The 17,140-nt window shown below is 67.6% G+C and carries 17 protein-coding genes; 11 read left to right on the top strand and 6 right to left on the bottom strand.

Annotated features, from left to right (window positions below; genetic code table 11):
- Positions 1 to 95: 95 nt before the first annotated feature.
- Positions 96 to 1,001, top strand: coding sequence for a rhomboid-like protein (locus OG326_RS14720; protein WP_327145196.1), 906 nt, complete (start codon positions 96 to 98; stop codon positions 999 to 1,001).
- Here OG326_RS14720 and OG326_RS14715 read toward each other — a convergent pair.
- The 4 genes from OG326_RS14715 to OG326_RS14700 form a co-directional block, all read right to left on the bottom strand.
- The gene (locus OG326_RS14715) at positions 900 to 2,087 is read right to left on the bottom strand and encodes a cation:proton antiporter (RefSeq protein WP_327145195.1); all 1,188 of its coding nucleotides are present in this window, start codon (positions 2,085 to 2,087) and stop codon (positions 900 to 902) included. The two genes, OG326_RS14720 and OG326_RS14715, sit on opposite strands and share 102 nt — an antisense overlap.
- 4 nt (positions 2,088 to 2,091) lie before the next feature.
- Positions 2,092 to 2,574: a cation:proton antiporter regulatory subunit gene (locus tag OG326_RS14710; protein WP_327145194.1), complete on the bottom strand. Its 483-nt coding sequence runs from the start codon at positions 2,572 to 2,574 to the stop codon at positions 2,092 to 2,094.
- A gap of 43 nt (positions 2,575 to 2,617) precedes the next feature.
- The gene (locus OG326_RS14705; protein ID WP_327146490.1) at positions 2,618 to 2,950 is read right to left on the bottom strand and encodes a DUF952 domain-containing protein; all 333 of its coding nucleotides are present in this window, start codon (positions 2,948 to 2,950) and stop codon (positions 2,618 to 2,620) included.
- A 258-nt stretch (positions 2,951 to 3,208) separates the two neighbouring features.
- A complete protein-coding gene (locus OG326_RS14700) occupies positions 3,209 to 4,549 on the bottom strand; it encodes an aldehyde dehydrogenase family protein (RefSeq protein ID WP_327145193.1) in 1,341 nt (446 codons plus the stop codon).
- Between the two features lie 135 nt (positions 4,550 to 4,684).
- Here OG326_RS14700 and OG326_RS14695 point away from each other — a divergent pair, with 135 nt between their 5' ends.
- From OG326_RS14695 to OG326_RS14670, 6 genes are all read left to right on the top strand, one after another.
- Positions 4,685 to 5,719: an AraC family transcriptional regulator gene (locus OG326_RS14695; RefSeq protein WP_327145191.1), complete on the top strand. Its 1,035-nt coding sequence runs from the start codon at positions 4,685 to 4,687 to the stop codon at positions 5,717 to 5,719.
- A gap of 118 nt (positions 5,720 to 5,837) precedes the next feature.
- Entirely contained in the window at positions 5,838 to 7,643 is a 1,806-nt protein-coding gene (locus OG326_RS14690) for an acyl-CoA dehydrogenase (RefSeq protein ID WP_327145190.1), read from the top strand.
- A gap of 339 nt (positions 7,644 to 7,982) precedes the next feature.
- Complete coding sequence (locus tag OG326_RS14685; protein ID WP_327145189.1) at positions 7,983 to 8,177, top strand: DUF7455 domain-containing protein; 195 nt, start codon at positions 7,983 to 7,985, stop codon at positions 8,175 to 8,177.
- Between the two features lie 231 nt (positions 8,178 to 8,408).
- Positions 8,409 to 10,136, top strand: coding sequence for a DEAD/DEAH box helicase (locus OG326_RS14680; RefSeq protein ID WP_327146489.1), 1,728 nt, complete (start codon positions 8,409 to 8,411; stop codon positions 10,134 to 10,136).
- A gap of 1 nt (position 10,137) precedes the next feature.
- On the top strand, positions 10,138 to 10,698 hold the full coding sequence (locus tag OG326_RS14675) for a hypothetical protein (protein WP_327145188.1): 561 nt from the start codon (positions 10,138 to 10,140) through the stop codon (positions 10,696 to 10,698).
- 31 nt (positions 10,699 to 10,729) lie between these two features.
- Positions 10,730 to 11,452, top strand: a complete 723-nt coding sequence (locus OG326_RS14670; protein ID WP_327145187.1) for a haloacid dehalogenase type II — start codon at positions 10,730 to 10,732, stop codon at positions 11,450 to 11,452.
- 2 nt (positions 11,453 to 11,454) lie between these two features.
- On the opposite strand, the gene OG326_RS14665 is transcribed toward OG326_RS14670, so the two are convergent.
- Positions 11,455 to 12,021: a class I SAM-dependent methyltransferase gene (locus tag OG326_RS14665; protein ID WP_327145186.1), complete on the bottom strand. Its 567-nt coding sequence runs from the start codon at positions 12,019 to 12,021 to the stop codon at positions 11,455 to 11,457.
- Positions 12,022 to 12,076: 55 nt separating this feature from the next.
- Here OG326_RS14665 and OG326_RS14660 point away from each other — a divergent pair, with 55 nt between their 5' ends.
- Both OG326_RS14660 and OG326_RS14655 read left to right on the top strand, forming a co-directional pair.
- Positions 12,077 to 12,844 (top strand): AraC family transcriptional regulator, encoded by a 768-nt coding sequence (locus OG326_RS14660; protein WP_327145185.1) that lies wholly within the window; start codon positions 12,077 to 12,079, stop codon positions 12,842 to 12,844.
- A gap of 290 nt (positions 12,845 to 13,134) precedes the next feature.
- Positions 13,135 to 13,437 carry a DUF1905 domain-containing protein gene (locus tag OG326_RS14655; RefSeq protein ID WP_327145184.1) on the top strand — a complete coding sequence of 101 codons (303 nt, stop codon included), beginning with the start codon at positions 13,135 to 13,137 and terminating at the stop codon, positions 13,435 to 13,437.
- Between the two features lie 5 nt (positions 13,438 to 13,442).
- On the opposite strand, the gene OG326_RS14650 is transcribed toward OG326_RS14655, so the two are convergent.
- On the bottom strand, positions 13,443 to 15,155 hold the full coding sequence (locus tag OG326_RS14650; RefSeq protein WP_327145183.1) for a DEAD/DEAH box helicase: 1,713 nt from the start codon (positions 15,153 to 15,155) through the stop codon (positions 13,443 to 13,445).
- A 122-nt stretch (positions 15,156 to 15,277) separates the two neighbouring features.
- Between OG326_RS14650 and OG326_RS14645 the strand changes: the two genes are divergently transcribed.
- Both OG326_RS14645 and OG326_RS14640 read left to right on the top strand, forming a co-directional pair.
- Positions 15,278 to 16,321: a YihY/virulence factor BrkB family protein gene (locus tag OG326_RS14645; protein ID WP_327145182.1), complete on the top strand. Its 1,044-nt coding sequence runs from the start codon at positions 15,278 to 15,280 to the stop codon at positions 16,319 to 16,321.
- On the top strand, positions 16,314 to 17,132 hold the full coding sequence (locus OG326_RS14640; RefSeq protein ID WP_327145181.1) for a PIG-L family deacetylase: 819 nt from the start codon (positions 16,314 to 16,316) through the stop codon (positions 17,130 to 17,132). The genes OG326_RS14645 and OG326_RS14640 overlap by 8 nt, the downstream gene beginning before the upstream one ends.
- The last annotated feature ends 8 nt before the right edge of the window (positions 17,133 to 17,140 follow it).

The raw sequence follows: 17,140 nt of genomic DNA, 5'->3' as shown, positions 1-17,140 counted from the left end.
TACGCGTAACTTCTCGACTCACCGCCGCATGGCACAGGCCCGCTTGACCTCGGGATACCATGGCACCGACACCCCCGCGGGCGTCGGTTCGGACGGTGACGACCAGCAGCGCACGGGAGAACGGACCGCATCACATGACTCTGCGCACCTATCAGCCACCCTGGCTCGACACCGTCGGCATCACCGACGAGGTGCGCGCCCTGAGTGCGTGGTGGGCGCGCCCGCAGCGGTGGCGGCGCGCCGTCACCGCCTATCAGCGATTGCTCGCGGTGACCCCGGCCTGCATCGCCTACGCCTTCACGCTCTTCGTGACCTGGTGGACGCTGCGCGGCGCCAGCGATCTGGTCGGCCGCCGACTGATCCTGTCCGCCTCCACCAATCTCAAGAATATGCAGCGGGATCCGATCCAGGTGCTGCTCGCCTCCGCGTTCTGGACCGAGGGCGGCGGGTTCCCGTGGGGGGACATCATCGTCCTGCTGACGCTGATGGCGCTGGCGGAACGCTGGCTGGGTTCACTGCGCTGGATTCTGGTGGTGGCCATCGGGCATATCGGCGCCACCCTGATCACCGTGGTGGGCATCTCGCACGCGGTGCAGAAGGATCTCATCCCGTTCCGGGTGACGGTGGCCTCGGATGTCGGCCCCAGCTACGGGATTTCGACCATGCTGGCGGTACTGGCCTTTCGGCTGCGCGGCTATCCGCGACTACTCTGGGCGGCCGGGCTGCTGCTCTGGTACGGCTACGGCGTCTGGAAGGGCCGCACCTTCACCGATTACGGCCACTTCTCGGCACTGATCATCGGTTTCGCGGTCGGCGGGATCGCGGTGCTGATCTCCCGCCGCCTGCTGGCCTGGCGGGAGTCCTCGGCCCGCCGTGCCACCGAGAAGGCCGCTGTCACACTACTTCCCGACCGGGTCGAGACCGCCCCGGTCGCGCTGCAGGAGCCGGACGGTCGGCTCGACCACGCGGGCGGCGATCGGGCCCAATACGGCCATCAGTAGCACGTAGGCCGAGGCCAGCGCGGCCAGCCGGTGGTTCACCCCGCCCATCGAAACCGCAAGTCCGGCAATGACGATGGAGAATTCGCCGCGTGCCACCAGCGCGGCGCCCGCGCGCGCCCGGCCCATTCGGCGAATGCCCTGCCGCCGCGCCGCCCACCAGCCGGTGCCGATCTTGGTCAGCGCGGTGACCAGCGCCAGTGCGATCGCCCAGCCCAGCACCGGCGGAATGGCGCGTGGATCGGTATTGAGCCCGAAGGCCACGAAGAAGATGGCCGCGAACAGATCTCGCAGCGGTTCCAGTAGTTTCGCCGCCTCCTGCGCCGTGCTGCCGGAGATGGCGATGCCTAGTAGGAACGCACCCACCGCCGCCGACACATTCAGGGCCGAGGCCGCACCGGCGACCAGCAGCGCCGCACCGAGCAGCTTGAGCAGGAACACCTCATTGTCATTGCTGTCCACTATTTTCGAGACATAGCGGCCGTAGCGCAGCGCCACCACCAGCACCACCGTAATGGCCACCAGTGCGATGGCCAGCGATTTCAGTCCGCTGAAGAAGCTCAGCCCCGCCAGCATCATGGTGAGGATCGGCAGGTACACCGCCATGGCCAGATCCTCGAACACCAGAATGGACAGGATGACCGGAGTTTCGCGGTTACCCAGGCGGCCCAGATCATTGAGCACCTTGGCCACGATGCCCGACGACGAGATATAGGTGACGCCGCCCATGGTCACCGCCCCGACCGGACCCCAGCCGAGGAACAGCGCCACGAGCACGCCGGGTGTGGCATTGGCGGCGATATCGAGGAAGCCTGCCAACCAGTCGCGGCGCAGTCCGGTCATCAATTCGGCTGGGGTGTACTCCAATCCGAGGAGCAGGAGCAGCAGCACCACCCCGATCTCACCGGCCAGGTGGCCGAATTCGGTGGCGGCCTTCATCTGGAAGATGCCGCCGTCACCGAATGCGAGCCCGCCCAGCAGATAGAGCGGAATCGGGGACATGCCGAAGCGGCCGGCGAAGCGGCCCATCATGCCGAGCGCGAACAAGATCGCGCCGAGCTCGATCAGGGCTAGGCCGGTCGAATCCACCGTGTCAGCCGTCGGCCAGGATGCGAGCGGCCGCGTCCAGCCCGTGCGGGGTACCGACCACTACCAGCAGATCTCCGGAGTCGAGCACAAAATCCGGTCCGGGCGACGGGTGCAGCTGCCCGGCGCGCATGACCGCGACGATGGAGGCCTTGGTGCGCGTGCGCAGTCCGGTCTCGCCCAGCATGCGGCTGCGGTAGGGCGAACTACTGCCGATGGGTAGCTGTCTGGTGGTGATCCCCGGTAGGTCCCGGTGATCCTCCTTGAGCTTCTCCACCAGCTGCGGAGCGCCCAGCAGATTGGCCAGCACCCCGGCCTCGTCGGAGGTCAGGGGCACCTGCACCAGGCAGGCATCCGGATCGTCACGCTGGGAGACGATCAGATCGATGGAGCCGTCCTTATGCGCCACCACCCCGATCCGGCGCCCGGCACGGACCTCGAAATCCTTCCGCACACCGATACCGGGCAGGGCTGTCACATCGACGTTCACCCGTCCAGATTAGGACAGAGTGACCGGATACCGGCGGAGCAGCTCAGTTAGCGGTGAGCGGGGCGAAAATACCGTCGGATCCCGGCAGGTAGGAGGTCACTTCGACCACCGCGCCGACCGGCAGCGGCCCGTACAGATGCGGGAACGTCATGGACTCCGGATCGGTCGGCACCCCCGGCTCCCACTTCACCGGCGCACCGAGACGCTCCGGATCAAGCCACAGCAGCACCAGATCGGTGCGCCCGGCGAAAATCCGATTGGCCGGCAGATGCGCCTGATACGGCGCGGACAAATGAATGAACCCCACCTCCGCCAGCGAGGGCGCCCGATACTCCCCCACCGCCCGCGCGGCCTCCCACTCCTCGCGAGCGCACATGTGCACCAGGCTCTTCGGCGTCGACTCCGTCTCGGTTCCCACCCGGCCAACCTAGTTCAGCAGGCCGCTGGATTCAGCACAGCGCTGGATTCAGCAGTGCGCAGATTCAACACGGCGAGGGGTTCAGCAGAGCGCAAGGTTCAGCAGAGCGCAAGGTTCAGCACGGCGAAGGGTTCAGCAGAGCGCAAGGTTCAGCACGGCGAAGGGTTCAGCAGAGCGCAAGGTTCAGCACGGCGAAGGGTTCAACAGAGCGCACTATCAATAGGGCGCGGGATGAGCGAGGTGGATCGAGACGTCGTTGACGCCGACTCGGGCCGGGGCGAATCTGCCGATGGCGCGGGCGCCGACGGCGGCGTCGGCGGTCCAGACGCTGATGCACGGTCCGGCGGGTGTCCGCAGGGCCAGTTCGAAGGCTTCGCCCGCGTCGGCGAGGCGGACCACGGGCAGGACCGGGCCGAGGGTCTGCTGGGTGAGGACGGACATGGTGGGATCGGCGTCGGCGAGGACGGTGGGTTCGAAGCTGTGGCCGACCGCGGCGCCGCCGCAGCGCAGGGTGGCGCCCTTGAGGAGGGCGTCGCGGACCTGGTCGCGGACGAACTCGATATGTTTGGCGGAGGTCATGACGCCGACGCCGGTGTCCTCACCGAGATTCGGGCCGAAGGCGGCGGCCTCATCCACCAGTTTGTCGACAAAGGCGTCGTAGACAGCGTTTTCGACATAGACGCGCTCGATGCCGTTCGGGTTTTGCCCGCTGTTTGCCAGACCGCCCAGCGCAATACTGGCGGCCGCTTTGCCCAGATCCGCATCGGCCAGCACCACCGCCGCCGACTTCCCGCCCAGATCCAGGCAGCACGGAATCAGCCGGGCGGCCGCGCGCAAGGCCACCACCTTCCCGGTTTCCATGCTCCCGGTGAAGCGGATGTAATCGACCCGATCGAGGATCGCCGGACCGGCATCGTGCCCGGCGACCGACTCGAAAACCGCTGGGGCGCCCAGACTTGCCCAGCCCGCGGCGACGGCCCGCAGGGTGAGCGGCGTCTGGGACGAGGGTTTGACGATCACCGCCGCACCGGCCACCAGCGCCGGCAGCGCGTCGATCATGGTCAGCGCCAACGGATATGTCCACGGCCCGATCACCCCGACCACCGCGGACGCCTGCTGGGCAATGGTCAGCTGCATGATCGCGCCCGGCCGCATGGGCGCCTGGGGCAGTTTGCCGCCGAGGAAGTCGGCGGCATTGGCCCGGTAGTGGTCGAGGGCGTCGATGGTGAGCGCGAACTCCGTCTCGGCCTCGGATTCGGACTTACCGGTCTCCAGGCCCAGGAGTCGGACGAGCCCATCATGGTTGTCCAGCAACCAGTTTCGGAACATGTTCAGCCAATGGATCCGGCCGACGACACCCAGTGACCGCCACAGCACACTGTTGTCGCGCAGTCGTTCGACGGCATCACGCACCTGTTCGGGCGTATCGGCGGGGACCGTATCGATCACCCGTCCATCGATGGGCGCGATCACGATGAGCATCGGCGGGCCGACCTTTCCTGAAGACGGCACCTGGCGGGGACTTTCGACGAGGTATGTGGATTGCGCTGTGCGCATGAAACTCACCGTATGGCTGAGGTTTTCGAGCGACCAGCTGGCAATGGGCCAGGAATCGACGAATATGGGCCGTACCCAGGCAACTTACCGGCCGGTAACGGCCCGCGCACGCCGAAAGTTTGCGAGACTGCCTGAGTGACGGAAGAGTTGGCGCAACTGCGGTCCATCACCAGCACCGCCCTGCTGGCCGACTTCGCCCTGGGCCGAGGCATGACCATGCGGTCCACCCTGCAGGACACCGGCATCCGGGATATCGATCTGCGGGACCCGTCGACCGAAATCACGCTGGCCCAGGAGTTTTCGGTGACCCGCAACGTGGTCGCCGGCATCCATGACGAGCCCGGGCTGGGGCTGCTGGCGGGCCTGCTCTGCCATCCGCCCACCATGGGCGTGCTCGGGTTCGCGCTCATGAGCAGCTCCAACCTGAAACAGGCCATGGATATCGCGCTGCGATACGCCGATCTCTCCTTCACCGCCGCGCACCACTTCATCGAGGAGCGCGGCGCCGAAGTATGCGTGGTGCGTGACGATTCCGCGCTACCGGCCGATATCCGCCGCTTCACCCTGGAACGCGATCTGGCGGCCATCGCCACGATCCAGCAGGACCTGCTCCCCATGCGAATTCCGGCCGTGCGCGTGGAGCTCGATGTGGAGGCCCATCCGATCTACGAGATGTTCGGCGCCGTTTTCGGCGTGGAGGAGGTCGCGTTCTCGATGCCACAGTCCCGCATCAGCTTTCAGGCGAGCACCCTGCAAACCCCGCTGCCGCAGGCGAATATGTCCACGGCCCGCTTCTACGAGCAGCAGTGCGCGGACCTGATGGAGAGCCGGCACAGCCGCACCGGTCTCAGCGGCCGGGTCCGGCAGCTGCTCATCCGGCACGGCGGTTCCGCCGATCAGGCCCGGATCGCCGGGGACCTTGATGTCAGCGTGCGCACCCTGCGCCGCCGCCTAGCCGAGGAGGGCACCACCTTCCGCGAGCTCAGCACCGAGACGGTCGGCCTGCTCGCTGAGGAACTGCTCATTGCCGGACTCACCGTGGAGCAGGCGGCCGAACGGCTCGGCTACTCCAGCGTCTCGGCCTTCGCCTCCGCGTTCCGCACCTGGAAAGGCCAGTCACCAGGACATTTCGGGCGGTTGCACCGGGGTCGCACGTCGGTGCGCTCCTAGCAGAACAGCCGCCGCGGCGGCACGGGCCGGGGGCACGGCCGGGCGGGGGTCATGGGTACGAGGGGCGTCATCTGGTAGACCGTCGGGTACGCACCCGCACCCGACCGTTCGAGGAACCATGAACCCGTCCGTGATCATGTCCGCCCGCGATATCGAGTTCCTGCTCTACGACTGGCTGGATGTGGAGTCGCTCACCGGCCGGGAGCGCTTCACCGACCATTCACGCGACACCTTCGATCAGGTACTGCGCCTGTGCCAGGACCTGGCCACCACCTACTTCGCCCCGCACAATCGCGAGAGCGATCTGCACGAACCGGAGTTCGACGGCGAGCAGGTGCACCTCATACCCGCCGTCGGCAAGGCCGTGCAGGCCTTCGCCGATGCCGGAATGATCGGTGCGGCAATGGATTACGAGATCGGCGGCATGCAGCTGCCGCATGTGGTCTACACCGCCTGCATGTCCTGGTTCCATGCCGCCAATGCCGGCACCGCCGCCTACCCCATGCTCACCACCGGCAATGCCAATCTCCTTGCCGCACACGGCAGTACAGAGCAGATCGACCGCTTCGTGCGACCCATGCTGGAGGGCCGCTATCTGGGCACCATGGCGCTGTCGGAGCCGCAGGCCGGGTCCAGCCTCGCCGACATCACCACCCGCGCGGTCCCGCAGGACGACGGCAGCTACCGCGTCTTCGGCCGCAAGATGTGGATTTCCGGTGGGGACCACGAGCTTTCGGAGAATATCGTCCACCTGGTGCTGGCACGCGTCCCCGGCGCACCGGAGGGCACCCGCGGCATCTCACTGTTCCTGGTGCCCAAATTCCTGCCCGGCGACGACGGGAATCCGGCGGTCCGCAATGACGTGGTGCTCGCGGGGATCAATCACAAGATGGGCTGGCGCGGCACCGTCAATACCGCCCCGGTATTCGGCGACGGCAATTTCACCCCCGGCGATCGGCCCGGGGCGGTCGGCTATCTGGTCGGCGAGCTGAATCACGGTCTGCCGCAGATGTTCACGATGATGAACGAGGCCCGCATCAGCGTCGGCCTGGCCGCCACCGCCCTCGGCTACACCGGCTACCTGAAGTCCCTGGACTACGCCCGCACGCGCCCGCAGGGCCGCCCGCTCGGCGCCCGCGGCGGCGCCCAGGTGCCGATCGCCGAGCATCCGGACGTGCGGCGCATGCTGCTCGCGCAGAAGTCGTACGTGGAAGGCGCTCTGGCACTGCAGTTCTACTGCGGCAAGCTGGTCGACGAGCAGCACACCGCCGCCACCGAGGCGGACCGCGCCGCCGCCGGCACCCTGCTGCGCATCCTCACCCCCATCGCCAAGAGCTGGCCGAGCCAGTGGTGCCTGACCGCCAACGATCTCGCCATCCAGGTGCACGGCGGGGCGGGCTACACCCGCGACTACGACGTCGAACAGCACTACCGCGACAATCGCCTCAATCCGATTCACGAGGGCACACACGGCATTCAGAGCCTGGATCTGCTGGGCCGCCAGGTGACCCTCGACAACGGCGCGGCCCTCACCGCACTGCTGACGACCATGGCGGCCACCCTCGCGGCGGCACGCGCGGCCGACGATATTGAATTGTCCGATTTCGCCGACGCGCTGGAAGCCGCCGCCGGACGAATCGCCGCCACCACCTCCGGACTGTGGCGCGACCTCGATCCGGAGTCGGCGCTCGCCAACTCCGCCGTCTACCTCGAGGCCTTCGGGCATGTGGTGCTGTCCTGGATCTGGCTCGAACAGGCCCTCGCCGCCGCACCCCGTACGGCGCGCGGTGAAACCTTCGGACTCGGCAAGCGCGCGGCCGCCCGATACTTCTTCCGATGGGAATTACCGCGCACCACTGCGATGTTCGATCTCCTCGATTCCCGCGACCGCACCACGCTCGATCTGAACCCCGCTTGGCTATGAGCTTGCTAAGCGTGTCTGGAGGGTTATGCAATCGGAGTGTGAGTGTCGGGGCCCGCGGGTAGTCTCCCGGTAGACAACTTGATCAGCGTGTTCGGAGGGGCGGCCCGAGGGGTTTCGCGGGTACCAGCCAAGGCCTGTTCGCTTTCAGCGAAATCGCAGGTCGTGTTAGGCAAAACACACGGGAAACATCCCGGGAACAAAGACCGCTCCCCGAACGTCTGACAGAGTAGTCATCAACCACTGCTGGGAAGTAGCGGTAGCGAGGCTCGCGAAGTGGATCGCGAGCCCCCACACCAGGCGAAGGATGTGCGAGCATTCCGGAGCCAGGACGGAGGAGTCATGCCAGGAACCCTGACTAGCACCCCACTGACTGCGGTCGACCGTTGTGACCGTTGCGGGGCGGCGGCGCGCGTGCGCGCAGTTCTTCCCGCGGGTGGTGAGTTGCTCTTCTGCCAGCATCACGCCAATGAGCACATGGATCGTCTTCGTGCGCTCGAAGCCGTGATCAACACGGAGTCGGCACCGGCGCTGTAACAGCTCCTCCACCTCGAGGATGGTTCACCACCTCGGGGGGTCCGCTCGAAAATTGAATCTTCCCAACAGAATTACCCCCATGAACTGCGGGCGGCCCATACGGGTCGCCCGTTGTTCAGTTTCCGGGTCTCGACTTGCGCAAAACCGTCTTGTTGTGTCCCGGGATGAATCCACCCGCCCGGAGGAGCCCACTTGTCTACGGCGCACGCCACCTACCTGCCCGATCGTCATATGTTCGCCCTGTGGACCTGGGACGGGTCGGCCGTGGGTCATGTTCCCGAAATCCCCGGCGATCCCGAGACGGTCGCGCTGGCCGTGCCGGACGGCAGGGGTATCGCGGTCGCGGAGGTGCCGTGCGTACTGATCGAGCCGGAGCGGTACCTCGAGCTGGAACTGCCCGGGCCCGGGGCCTCGGCGCTGGCCTGGCGGGCCGCGCTCGAGGGTGAGCACCCGGCGCTGCCGCCTGCCGCGCACGCCACGCCCAATGCGGGCGGGACGGCCATTGTGGCCGCGGCCCGGGCATTGCGGGTCCTACAGGAGACCGTGGCGCTGTCCGGCGAGCTGCGCGCGAGCCTCAAGGCCGAGCTGCGGCCCTATCAGGCGCGCGGCATCTCCTGGCTGCACGAGACCACGGATGCGCACGGCGGTGCGGTGCTCGCCGACGAGATGGGTCTGGGCAAGACGGTCCAGGCGATCGGGTATCTGCTCGGGCGGGCGGAGGCGGGGCCGCACCTGGTGGTGTGCCCGACCTCCCTGGTCGGCAACTGGGTGCACGAGATCGAGCGGTTCGGGCCCGGACTGCGGGCGGTCGGCTGGCGCGGCGGCGAGCTACCCGAGGCCGAGCCGGGCACGGTGCTCGTCACCGGATATCCGACACTGCGCGGGCACGGGCCCGCGCTGCAGGGAAAGCAGTGGGCGAGCATCGTTTTCGACGAGGCCCAGGTGCTGAAGAATCCGCGCACCCAGGTCGCCAAGGCGGCGCGCGCCATTCCGGCGGACGCCCGGGTGGCCCTGACCGGAACGCCCGTCGAGAACCATCTCGAAGAGCTCTGGGCGCTGCTCAATCTGGTTGTGCCGCACGAATTCACCCATAAGACCCAGTTCCGGCGGCGGTTCGTGCGGCCGATCAACGAGGGGTCGGCGCCGGCGGTGCTGCGACTACGCGATGCCATCGAGCCGGTGGTGCTGGCCCGGCGCAAATCCGAGGTGGCGGGCTCGCTGCCGCCGAAGATCCACTGCGATCTGGTCTGCGATCTCACTCGTGAGCAGGAGCGGATCTACGACGAACTGCTCGTCCGGGCCGAGGAGGAGGGCTTCGGGTCCGGCGGGCAGCGGCATACCCGGCTGCTGGCGGTGCTCACCGAATTGAAGCAGGTGTGCAATCACCCGGGACTGATCACCGGCGACCTGGACGAATTGTCCGGGCGCTCCGGCAAGTTCGATGTGTGCGCCGATATTCTCGCCAACAATGTCGACGCGGACGCGCCCACACTGGTGTTCACCCAGTACCGGCGCACCGGCGAGCTGCTGGTGCGGCACTGCGCCGAGCAGCTCGGGATCACCGTGCCGTTCTTCCACGGCGGGCTGAATCAGGCGCAGCGCACGCAGATCGTCACCGACTTCCAATCCGCGGACGGGCCACCGGTATTGGTGCTGAGCCTGCGGGCGGCGGGCACCGGTCTCACGCTCACCCGGGCGGCCGATGTCATCCACTTCGACCGCTGGTGGAATCCGGCCGTCGAGGCGCAGGCCTCCGACCGGGCGCACCGCATCGGGCAGACCCGCACGGTCACCGTCACCACGCTCACCTCGGGCACCACCATCGAGGAGCACATCGCCGGCATGCACGACCGCAAATCCGCGCTCACTGACCTCACCGACTCCGCCGGTGTCGCCGGGCTGGCCCGGCTCGACGACGACCGGCTGTTCGAACTCCTGCGCCGGAAGCGAGGCAACTGAGATGGCCGACAATGAATTCGGGTACACCAGCTGGGGTATGGACTGGGTGCGGCTGGCCCAGCCGCTCAAGGTCAGCAAGCCGGAGCCGCTGCTCCCCCGCGCCTACAGCATCGCCCGCAACAACCTGGTGCAGACCGAGATCGAGAACACCATCGTGCGGGCCACCATCCACCGCGGCGCGGAGGCCTCGGTCACCTATCTGGAGCTGACGCCGCTGTCCGCCGCGACCATTGCGGCCATCGGGAAACTGATTCCGGCGGAGACCCTCACGCTCACCGACGAGCACCGCGCCGCGCTCGCCGAGCACGGCATCACCGTCAAACCCCAGCTCGCGCGGACGGACTGCTCCTGCCGCGCCCGCACCGAACGCTGCGTCCATATGCTCGCCACGTGTTACGCACTGGCCCGGCGGGTCGACGAAACGCCCTGGCTCGCACTGGATCTGCAGGGCTATCGCACCGGGGGCACGGCGGCAGCGGCGAGCGGCGAGGCCGGGCCGGCGCGGTGGACCTCGATCGATACGCTCGATCCCGCCACGTTCTTCGGCATCACCGCCGGATAGTCGCGTCTCCGCCGAGTGCTTGGATGCGAGGGTGACTGTTCAGGGGAATCCGAAGCTGCGGGCATTGCTGTTCGATGTGCAGGGCACGACGGTGGACTTCCACTCGGTGGTGACCGCGACGGCGAGACGCATTGCGGGCGCCCGGTATCCGGAGGCGGACTGGGCCGGATTCACGGATCGATGGCGGGCGGAGTACTTCAGGGCGCTGAAAGCCGCGACGCCGCAGCGTGATGCGGCCTGGGTGACGGTGCACTCGGTGTACCGCCGTGCGCTGGACCGGCTGCTGGAGGAGGGCGGCCTCACCCTCACCGCGGACGAGCGGGACGAGCTGACGCTGTCCTGGCGGCGCATGGCGGCGTGGCCGGATACGGTCGCGGGGCTGGGCCGGCTGGGGACCCGTTTCACCCTCGCGACGCTGTCGAATGCGGATGTCGCTGCGGTGGTCGATATCTCGAAGCGGGCCGGGCTGCTGTGGGATGCGGTGTTCACGGCCGAAATGGCGGGCGCCTTCAAACCGGACCCGGCGATCTATGCGATGGCGGCGCGGTACCTGGGTTTCGCACCGGCGGAAATCATGATGGTGGCGAGCCACAAGTACGACCTTCGCGCGGCCCGTGCGCTCGGATTCCGGACCGCCTTTGTCGCCCGGCCGCTGGAGTTCGGCGCGGGTGGCGCCGTGGACGTGAGCTACGAGGACGAGTTCGATATCAATGCGCGCGACTTCCTCGACCTGGCCGGTCAGCTGGGCTGCTGATATCAGGGCCTGCGTGCCCGGAAGCGGAATTGGTTTGCGGCGGTGCCGATCTCGATATCGGTGAAGCCGATGCCGGAGAGGCGCTCGGCGAGGGTGGCCGGCGGTACCGGAACACAGGTGTCGCCGAGGTGGATGAGGCGGAACAGACGGCTGTCGAGGCCGTCACTGCCCGCGAAGACACCCTCGGGGCGCAGCACCCGGAACGCCTCGGCGAACAGGGCGTCCTGCTGTGCGGGCGACGGGACGTGGTGCAGCATGGTGAAGCAGACCACCGAGCTGAATTCCTTGTCCGGCAGGGGCATTGCGGTGCCGTCGCCCTCCAGCACCCGGAGCTGATCACTGCGGCGATCACGCAATCTGGCGGCGAGGGCGGGGTCGATTTCCAGACCGGTGAGCGCAGCGGTGCGCTCGCGCAGGGTGCCCACATTCGCGCCGTAACCGGGGCCGACCTCCAGCGCACTGTCGCCGAGTTCCACACCGCCCAGTGCCCACGGGACGATGCGGGTGGCGCTGGTGCGCTCCCAGTAGCTGGAGCGGCAGCAGAGCTGGTGGACGAGGTTCATGGCCATGGTTACGACGGTAGGCAGAGACCGATGCGACCACGAGAGACTACGGTGACAGAGTGTGTCGCCAAACAGCCAACCGCTCGTGATCCACGCACCCGCCGGGCCCACGGCCATGTGGTTCGGCGTGGGCTCGCTGCGAGCCGGGCACTGGTTCGAGGAGCACGAGCATCCGCAACACCAGATCGTCTGGGCCACACAGGGTGTCATGACCGTCGAGATCGGTGCGGGGAAGTGGGTACTGCCGCCCACCCGCGCACTGTGGATTCCGGGTGGGCTGCGCCACCGCACCGGCACCTACGACGGTGCGGTCATGAGCGGCATCTTTCTGGAACCGGCGCGCTGCCCCGTCGATTTCGCCGCGCCGACCATGCTGCGGGTGCCGCGGCTGCTGCACGAACTGTTCGCACACCTCATGTCGGACACCACCACCGCCGCCCAGCGCGAACGCGCCGAAGCGGTGATCTTCGATCTGCTCCGGCCGGTCGAGGTGATCCCCATCGGGGCGCGCATGCCCGAGGATCCGCGCGCCCGGCACGTGGCCGAGGCGCTCGTCGCCGACCCCGCCGATGCCCGCACCCTGCACCAATTCGCCGCCGCGGCCGCCGCCAGCCCGCGCACCCTGGCCCGCACCTTCGTCGCGGACACCGGAATCACCTTCGGCCAGTGGCGAACCCAGGTCCGCCTGGCCGCGTCACTCCCCCATCTGGCCGCTGGCATGCCGCTGGCCCGCATTGCCGCCCGCGTCGGCTACGCCACCCCCAGCGCCTACGTCGCCGCCTTCCGCCGCGAGGTGGGCGTCTCCCCCGGCCGCTACTTCGCCCGCTGAACCCACACCGCCGCACGCCGTTACCCTGGACAGTGTGACCGAGCGTAAGCCGCCCGGCCTGCATGCGAAATCCGATCGGGCCTCAAGTACCGATCACGCCGCTGCGAACGGACGATGTGGTCGCCACCTGGCGAACCGACCGCGATAAGGCACGGGCCGCGCGCACCCCGGCATCAACTCCCCCGCCGAACGCAACCCGGCTCGACCGTGGTGGCGAAGGATGCTCTGCCGGTGAGCAACTGAAGCGCGCGTCGGCACAGGCTGTCGGTCGGGCCCGATACCGTTGGCGAATGGCGAACGCGCAGTACTCCTTCACCAGCGAGCTCTGGAAATGGGAGGCGCGCGCCTCGTGGTATTTCGTCAGCCTGCCCGAGGCGGTATCCGACGAGATCGAAGCGATGTACGGCGCACTGGCAGGTGGCTTCGGCTCGCTGCGGGTCAAGGTCACCGTCGGCGGCAGCCACTGGTCCACATCCATTTTTCCAGATGGCAAGCGCGCCACATATGTACTGCCGATGAAGAAGCCGGTCCGGATCGCCGAGGGGCTGGCTGATGGCGACCCGGTCCATATCGATCTGGTGATCGCGTCGTGACTGCTCTACATGCGGCGCAGGGCCGCTATGCGTTCGGTGAGCTGGTCGGCGGTGGCGAGGGCGGTGGGCGGGCCACCGCACTCTCTTCGTAGCTCGCCGTGGATGACGCCGTGGGCCTTGCCGGTGCGGTGGTGGTGCATGGCGACCAGGCTGTTGAGTTCGCGGCGGAGTTCGCCGAGGCGGTCGGAGGTGGCGGTGCGCTCGGCGGAGGCGGCATTGGTGAGCAGGGGGCGGCCGGATTCGGCTGCGGCACTGCGGTCCTGGAGCTGGCGGGATTGGCGGTCGTTGAGCAGGGCGCGCATCTGGTCGGCGTCGAGGAGGCCCGGAATACCGAGGTAGTCGGCTTCCTCGTCGCTGCCGGAGAAGGTGGCGGTGCCGAAGGAGTCGCCGTCGTAGATGACCTGATCGAGCTCGGCGTCGGCGGCCAGGGCGATGAACTTCTTCTCCTCCTCGCCCGGCTCGTCCTTCTGCTTATTGGCGTCGATCAGCAGTTCGTCGTCGAGATCGCTCTTCTCCCGGTGCGGCTTACCGATGACGTGGTCGCGCTGCACCTCCAGCTGCGCGGCCAGGTCCAGCAGCACCGGCACCGACGGCACGAAGACGCTGGCGGTCTCCCCCGTCTTGCGGGCGCGCACAAAACGTCCGATGGCCTGCGCGAAGTACAGCGGGGTCGAGGCGCTGGTGGCGTACACGCCGACCGCGAGGCGCGGGACGTCGACGCCCTCGGACACCATGCGCACCGCGACCATCCACGGATCGGTATTGCCGCTGAACTCGCCGATCCGGCTCGAGGAGGCCGGATCATCGGAGAGCACGATGGTCGGCTTGGTCCCCGAAATATGTTCCAGCAGTTCGGCGTAATCGCGCGCCTTGTCCTGATCGGTGGCGATGACCAGGCCGCCCGCATCGGGCATACCGGTGGCGCGCAGCTGTCGCAGCCGGGTGTCGGCGGCAATGAGCACCTTCGACATCCAGTCGCCCGCGGGGTCCAGGGCGGTGCGCCAGGCCCGAGCGGTGTGTTCGGCGCTGAGCGGCTCACCCAGGCGGGCGGAGTACTCGTCGCCGGCGCTGTCACGCCAGTGCGCCTCACCGGAGTAGGCGAGGAAGACCACGGGCCGCACCACGCCGTCGGCGAGCGCCTCGGAGTAACCGTAGGTGTGATCGGCGCGCGACTTCTCGAATCCGGATTCATCGGCCTCATAGGTGATGAACGGAATCTTGGAATCGTCGCTGCGGAAGGGCGTACCGGTCAGCGAGAGTCTTCGGGTCGCATCCCCGAAGGCCTCCTCGACCGCCTCACCCCAGCTCTTCGCATCACCGGCGTGGTGGACCTCGTCCATGATCACCAGCGTGCGCCGGTTCGTGGTGCGCACCCGATGCTTGAACGGATGCGAGGCCACCTGCGCATAGGTCACCACCACACCGTGGTAGTCCGAGGAGGTCGAGCCGGTCGAATTGGAGAAGTTGGAGTCGAGCTGAATGCCCACCCGCGCCGCCGACCCGGACCACTGATGCTTGAGGTGCTCGGTCGGCGCGACGACCGTCACCTGATCGATGGTGCGGTCGGCCAGCAATTCCGCCGCCACACGCAACGCGAAAGTCGTCTTACCGGCGCCAGGGGTGGCAACCGCAAGAAAATCGCGAGGCTTGCTCGTCAGATATTTGGTGAGAGCCCTGCGCTGCCAAGCACGTAATGAACCGCCACCACCCGAAGTCACTTGGTAGAGATTAGCGATGCCGACCGACAACACACCAATTCGACACAGCACCAACTAGTGCCGCACGACACATCGCCGGTCCCCGCCCATTTGAAACGCTGGTGAGCGATGCTGTAGCCACCATGAACGAGCACGAAAATCCCCCGCAACACGCCGACGTGTCCGCGCCGCCCGGGACCGACGTGGTCGTCGTCACACGCTGGGGCCGCATTCGCGAGCTCATCGTGCACGTGGCGGTCAAAGCGTGGGGCGATTCGATCTTCAACAAATCCGCCGCCGCCGCGTTCTGGCAGACATTGTCGCTGGCACCGCTGCTGCTGGGGCTGCTCGGCTCGCTCGGCTACGTCGGTCACTGGTTCGGTCCGGACACCGTCGACATCGTCGAGGGCAAGATCATCACCTTCAGCCGCAACCTGTTCAGTTCGAGCGTGGTCGACGATCTGATCGAACCGACCACCAGCGATGTGCTCAAGCGCGGGCACGGCGGCGTGGTGTCGGTGGGGTTCGTGCTCTCACTGTGGGCAGGATCATCCGCCATGGCGACGTTCGTGGACGCGATCACCGCCGCGCACGGTCAGGCCAATGCGCGACACCCGGTCTGGCAGCGCATCTTCGCGCTGTGGCTGTACGTGCAATTCCTCATCGCCGCGGTGCTGATCCTGCCGGTGGTCGCGCTGGGCCCGTCGCTCATCGGCCGGGTGCTGCCGCGCGGCTGGAAAGAGCCGGGCCTGCGGCTGATCGACACCTTCTACTACCCGGGCGCCGGACTACTGCTGATCATCGGCCTGACCACGCTGTACAAGCTGGCCCTGCACCGCACGCTGCCCTGGCACCGGCTCTTCGGCGGCGCACTGGTCGCCGGCGTGTTCTTCATGGCCGCCAGCGAGGGACTGCGGCGATATCTGGCCTGGGTCACCCGGACGGGTGTCACCTACGGTGCGCTGGCCACGCCGATCGCCTTCCTGCTGTTCACGTTCTTCCTCGGCTTCGCGGTGATCCTCGGCGCCGAGTTCAATGCCAGCATTCAGGAGTTCTGGCCCGCGCGCGCCACCCGGATCACCCAGGTCCGCGCCTGGATCGAGGCGCGCAGGCATAAACGGGCGACCGCGGCGCTTCCTACAGTGGAACCGAAACCACCGCATCGACCCACGGGGACTCATGGCTGACCAACTGACCATCATGGCTGTACACGCGCATCCCGACGACGAAGTCATCAGCACCGGTGGCCTTTTCGCGCGCTATGCCGCCGAAGGCATTCGCACCGTCCTGGTGACCTGTACGAACGGCGAGCAGGGCGACGGACCCGGCGGCATCAAACCCGGTCAGCCGGGCCACGATCCGGACGCGGTACGGGCGCTGCGGCTCGCCGAACTCCGCGAATCGGCGGCGATCCTGGGCATCGAACACGTCGAACTGCTCGGCTATCGCGACTCGGGCATGGACGGCTGGGACGGCAATCAGGATGCCGAAGCCTTCTGGAACACCCCGGTCGAGCAGGCGGCGGCCCGGCTCGACGCGCTCATGCGGCAGTACCGGCCACAGGTCGTCGTCACCTACGACGAGAACGGGAACTACGGCCACCCCGACCATATCCAGGCCAACCGCATCGCCCTGGCGGCGGCGGAATCCTCGGGCATCCCGGAGAAGCTGTACTACACCGCGATCCCGCGCGAGAGCGCCCGCGAGATGTTCGAGGCCTTCAAGGCCAGCGGTCAGGACATGGGCGATTTCGAGCCGCCGGAGGATTTCGGCACCCCGATGGACCAGATCACCGCCGTGGTGGACGTCGCCCCCTACGTCCGGCGCAAGGTCAAGGCGCTCGAAGCCCACGGCAGCCAGGGCGACAGCATGCCCTTCCTGCGCCTGCCCGAAGACATCCAGCAGATGGTCTTCGCGACCGAGAGTTTCGTGCGCCACTTCAATCGCGTCGAATCCGCCCCCGCGCTGGAAACCGACCTCTTCGCCGGTCTCCGCTGACGACGGTG

Origin of the sequence: Nocardia sp. NBC_01327 (assembly GCF_035958815.1) — a bacterium.
In the GTDB taxonomy this organism is placed as follows: Bacteria; Actinomycetota; Actinomycetes; order Mycobacteriales; family Mycobacteriaceae; genus Nocardia.
Note: the sequence above shows the minus strand (reverse complement) of the source record. Positions and strands in the feature narration are given on the sequence as shown.

What these genes read in the sequence shown, in the direction of transcription:
- OG326_RS14685 (WP_327145189.1), top strand. Translation starts at nt 7,983, where the DNA reads ATGCCAGGAACCCTGACTAGCACCCCACTGACTGCGGTCGACCGTTGT.
- OG326_RS14680 (WP_327146489.1), top strand. Translation starts at nt 8,409, where the DNA reads ATGTTCGCCCTGTGGACCTGGGACGGGTCGGCCGTGGGTCATGTTCCC.
- OG326_RS14675 (WP_327145188.1), top strand. Translation starts at nt 10,138, where the DNA reads ATGGCCGACAATGAATTCGGGTACACCAGCTGGGGTATGGACTGGGTG.
- OG326_RS14700 (WP_327145193.1), bottom strand. Translation starts at nt 4,549, where the DNA reads ATGCGCACAGCGCAATCCACATACCTCGTCGAAAGTCCCCGCCAGGTG.
- OG326_RS14655 (WP_327145184.1), top strand. Translation starts at nt 13,135, where the DNA reads ATGGCGAACGCGCAGTACTCCTTCACCAGCGAGCTCTGGAAATGGGAG.
- OG326_RS14705 (WP_327146490.1), bottom strand. Translation starts at nt 2,950, where the DNA reads ATGTGCGCTCGCGAGGAGTGGGAGGCCGCGCGGGCGGTGGGGGAGTAT.
- OG326_RS14645 (WP_327145182.1), top strand. Translation starts at nt 15,278, where the DNA reads ATGAACGAGCACGAAAATCCCCCGCAACACGCCGACGTGTCCGCGCCG.
- OG326_RS14640 (WP_327145181.1), top strand. Translation starts at nt 16,314, where the DNA reads ATGGCTGACCAACTGACCATCATGGCTGTACACGCGCATCCCGACGAC.
- OG326_RS14690 (WP_327145190.1), top strand. Translation starts at nt 5,838, where the DNA reads ATGAACCCGTCCGTGATCATGTCCGCCCGCGATATCGAGTTCCTGCTC.
- OG326_RS14665 (WP_327145186.1), bottom strand. Translation starts at nt 12,021, where the DNA reads ATGGCCATGAACCTCGTCCACCAGCTCTGCTGCCGCTCCAGCTACTGG.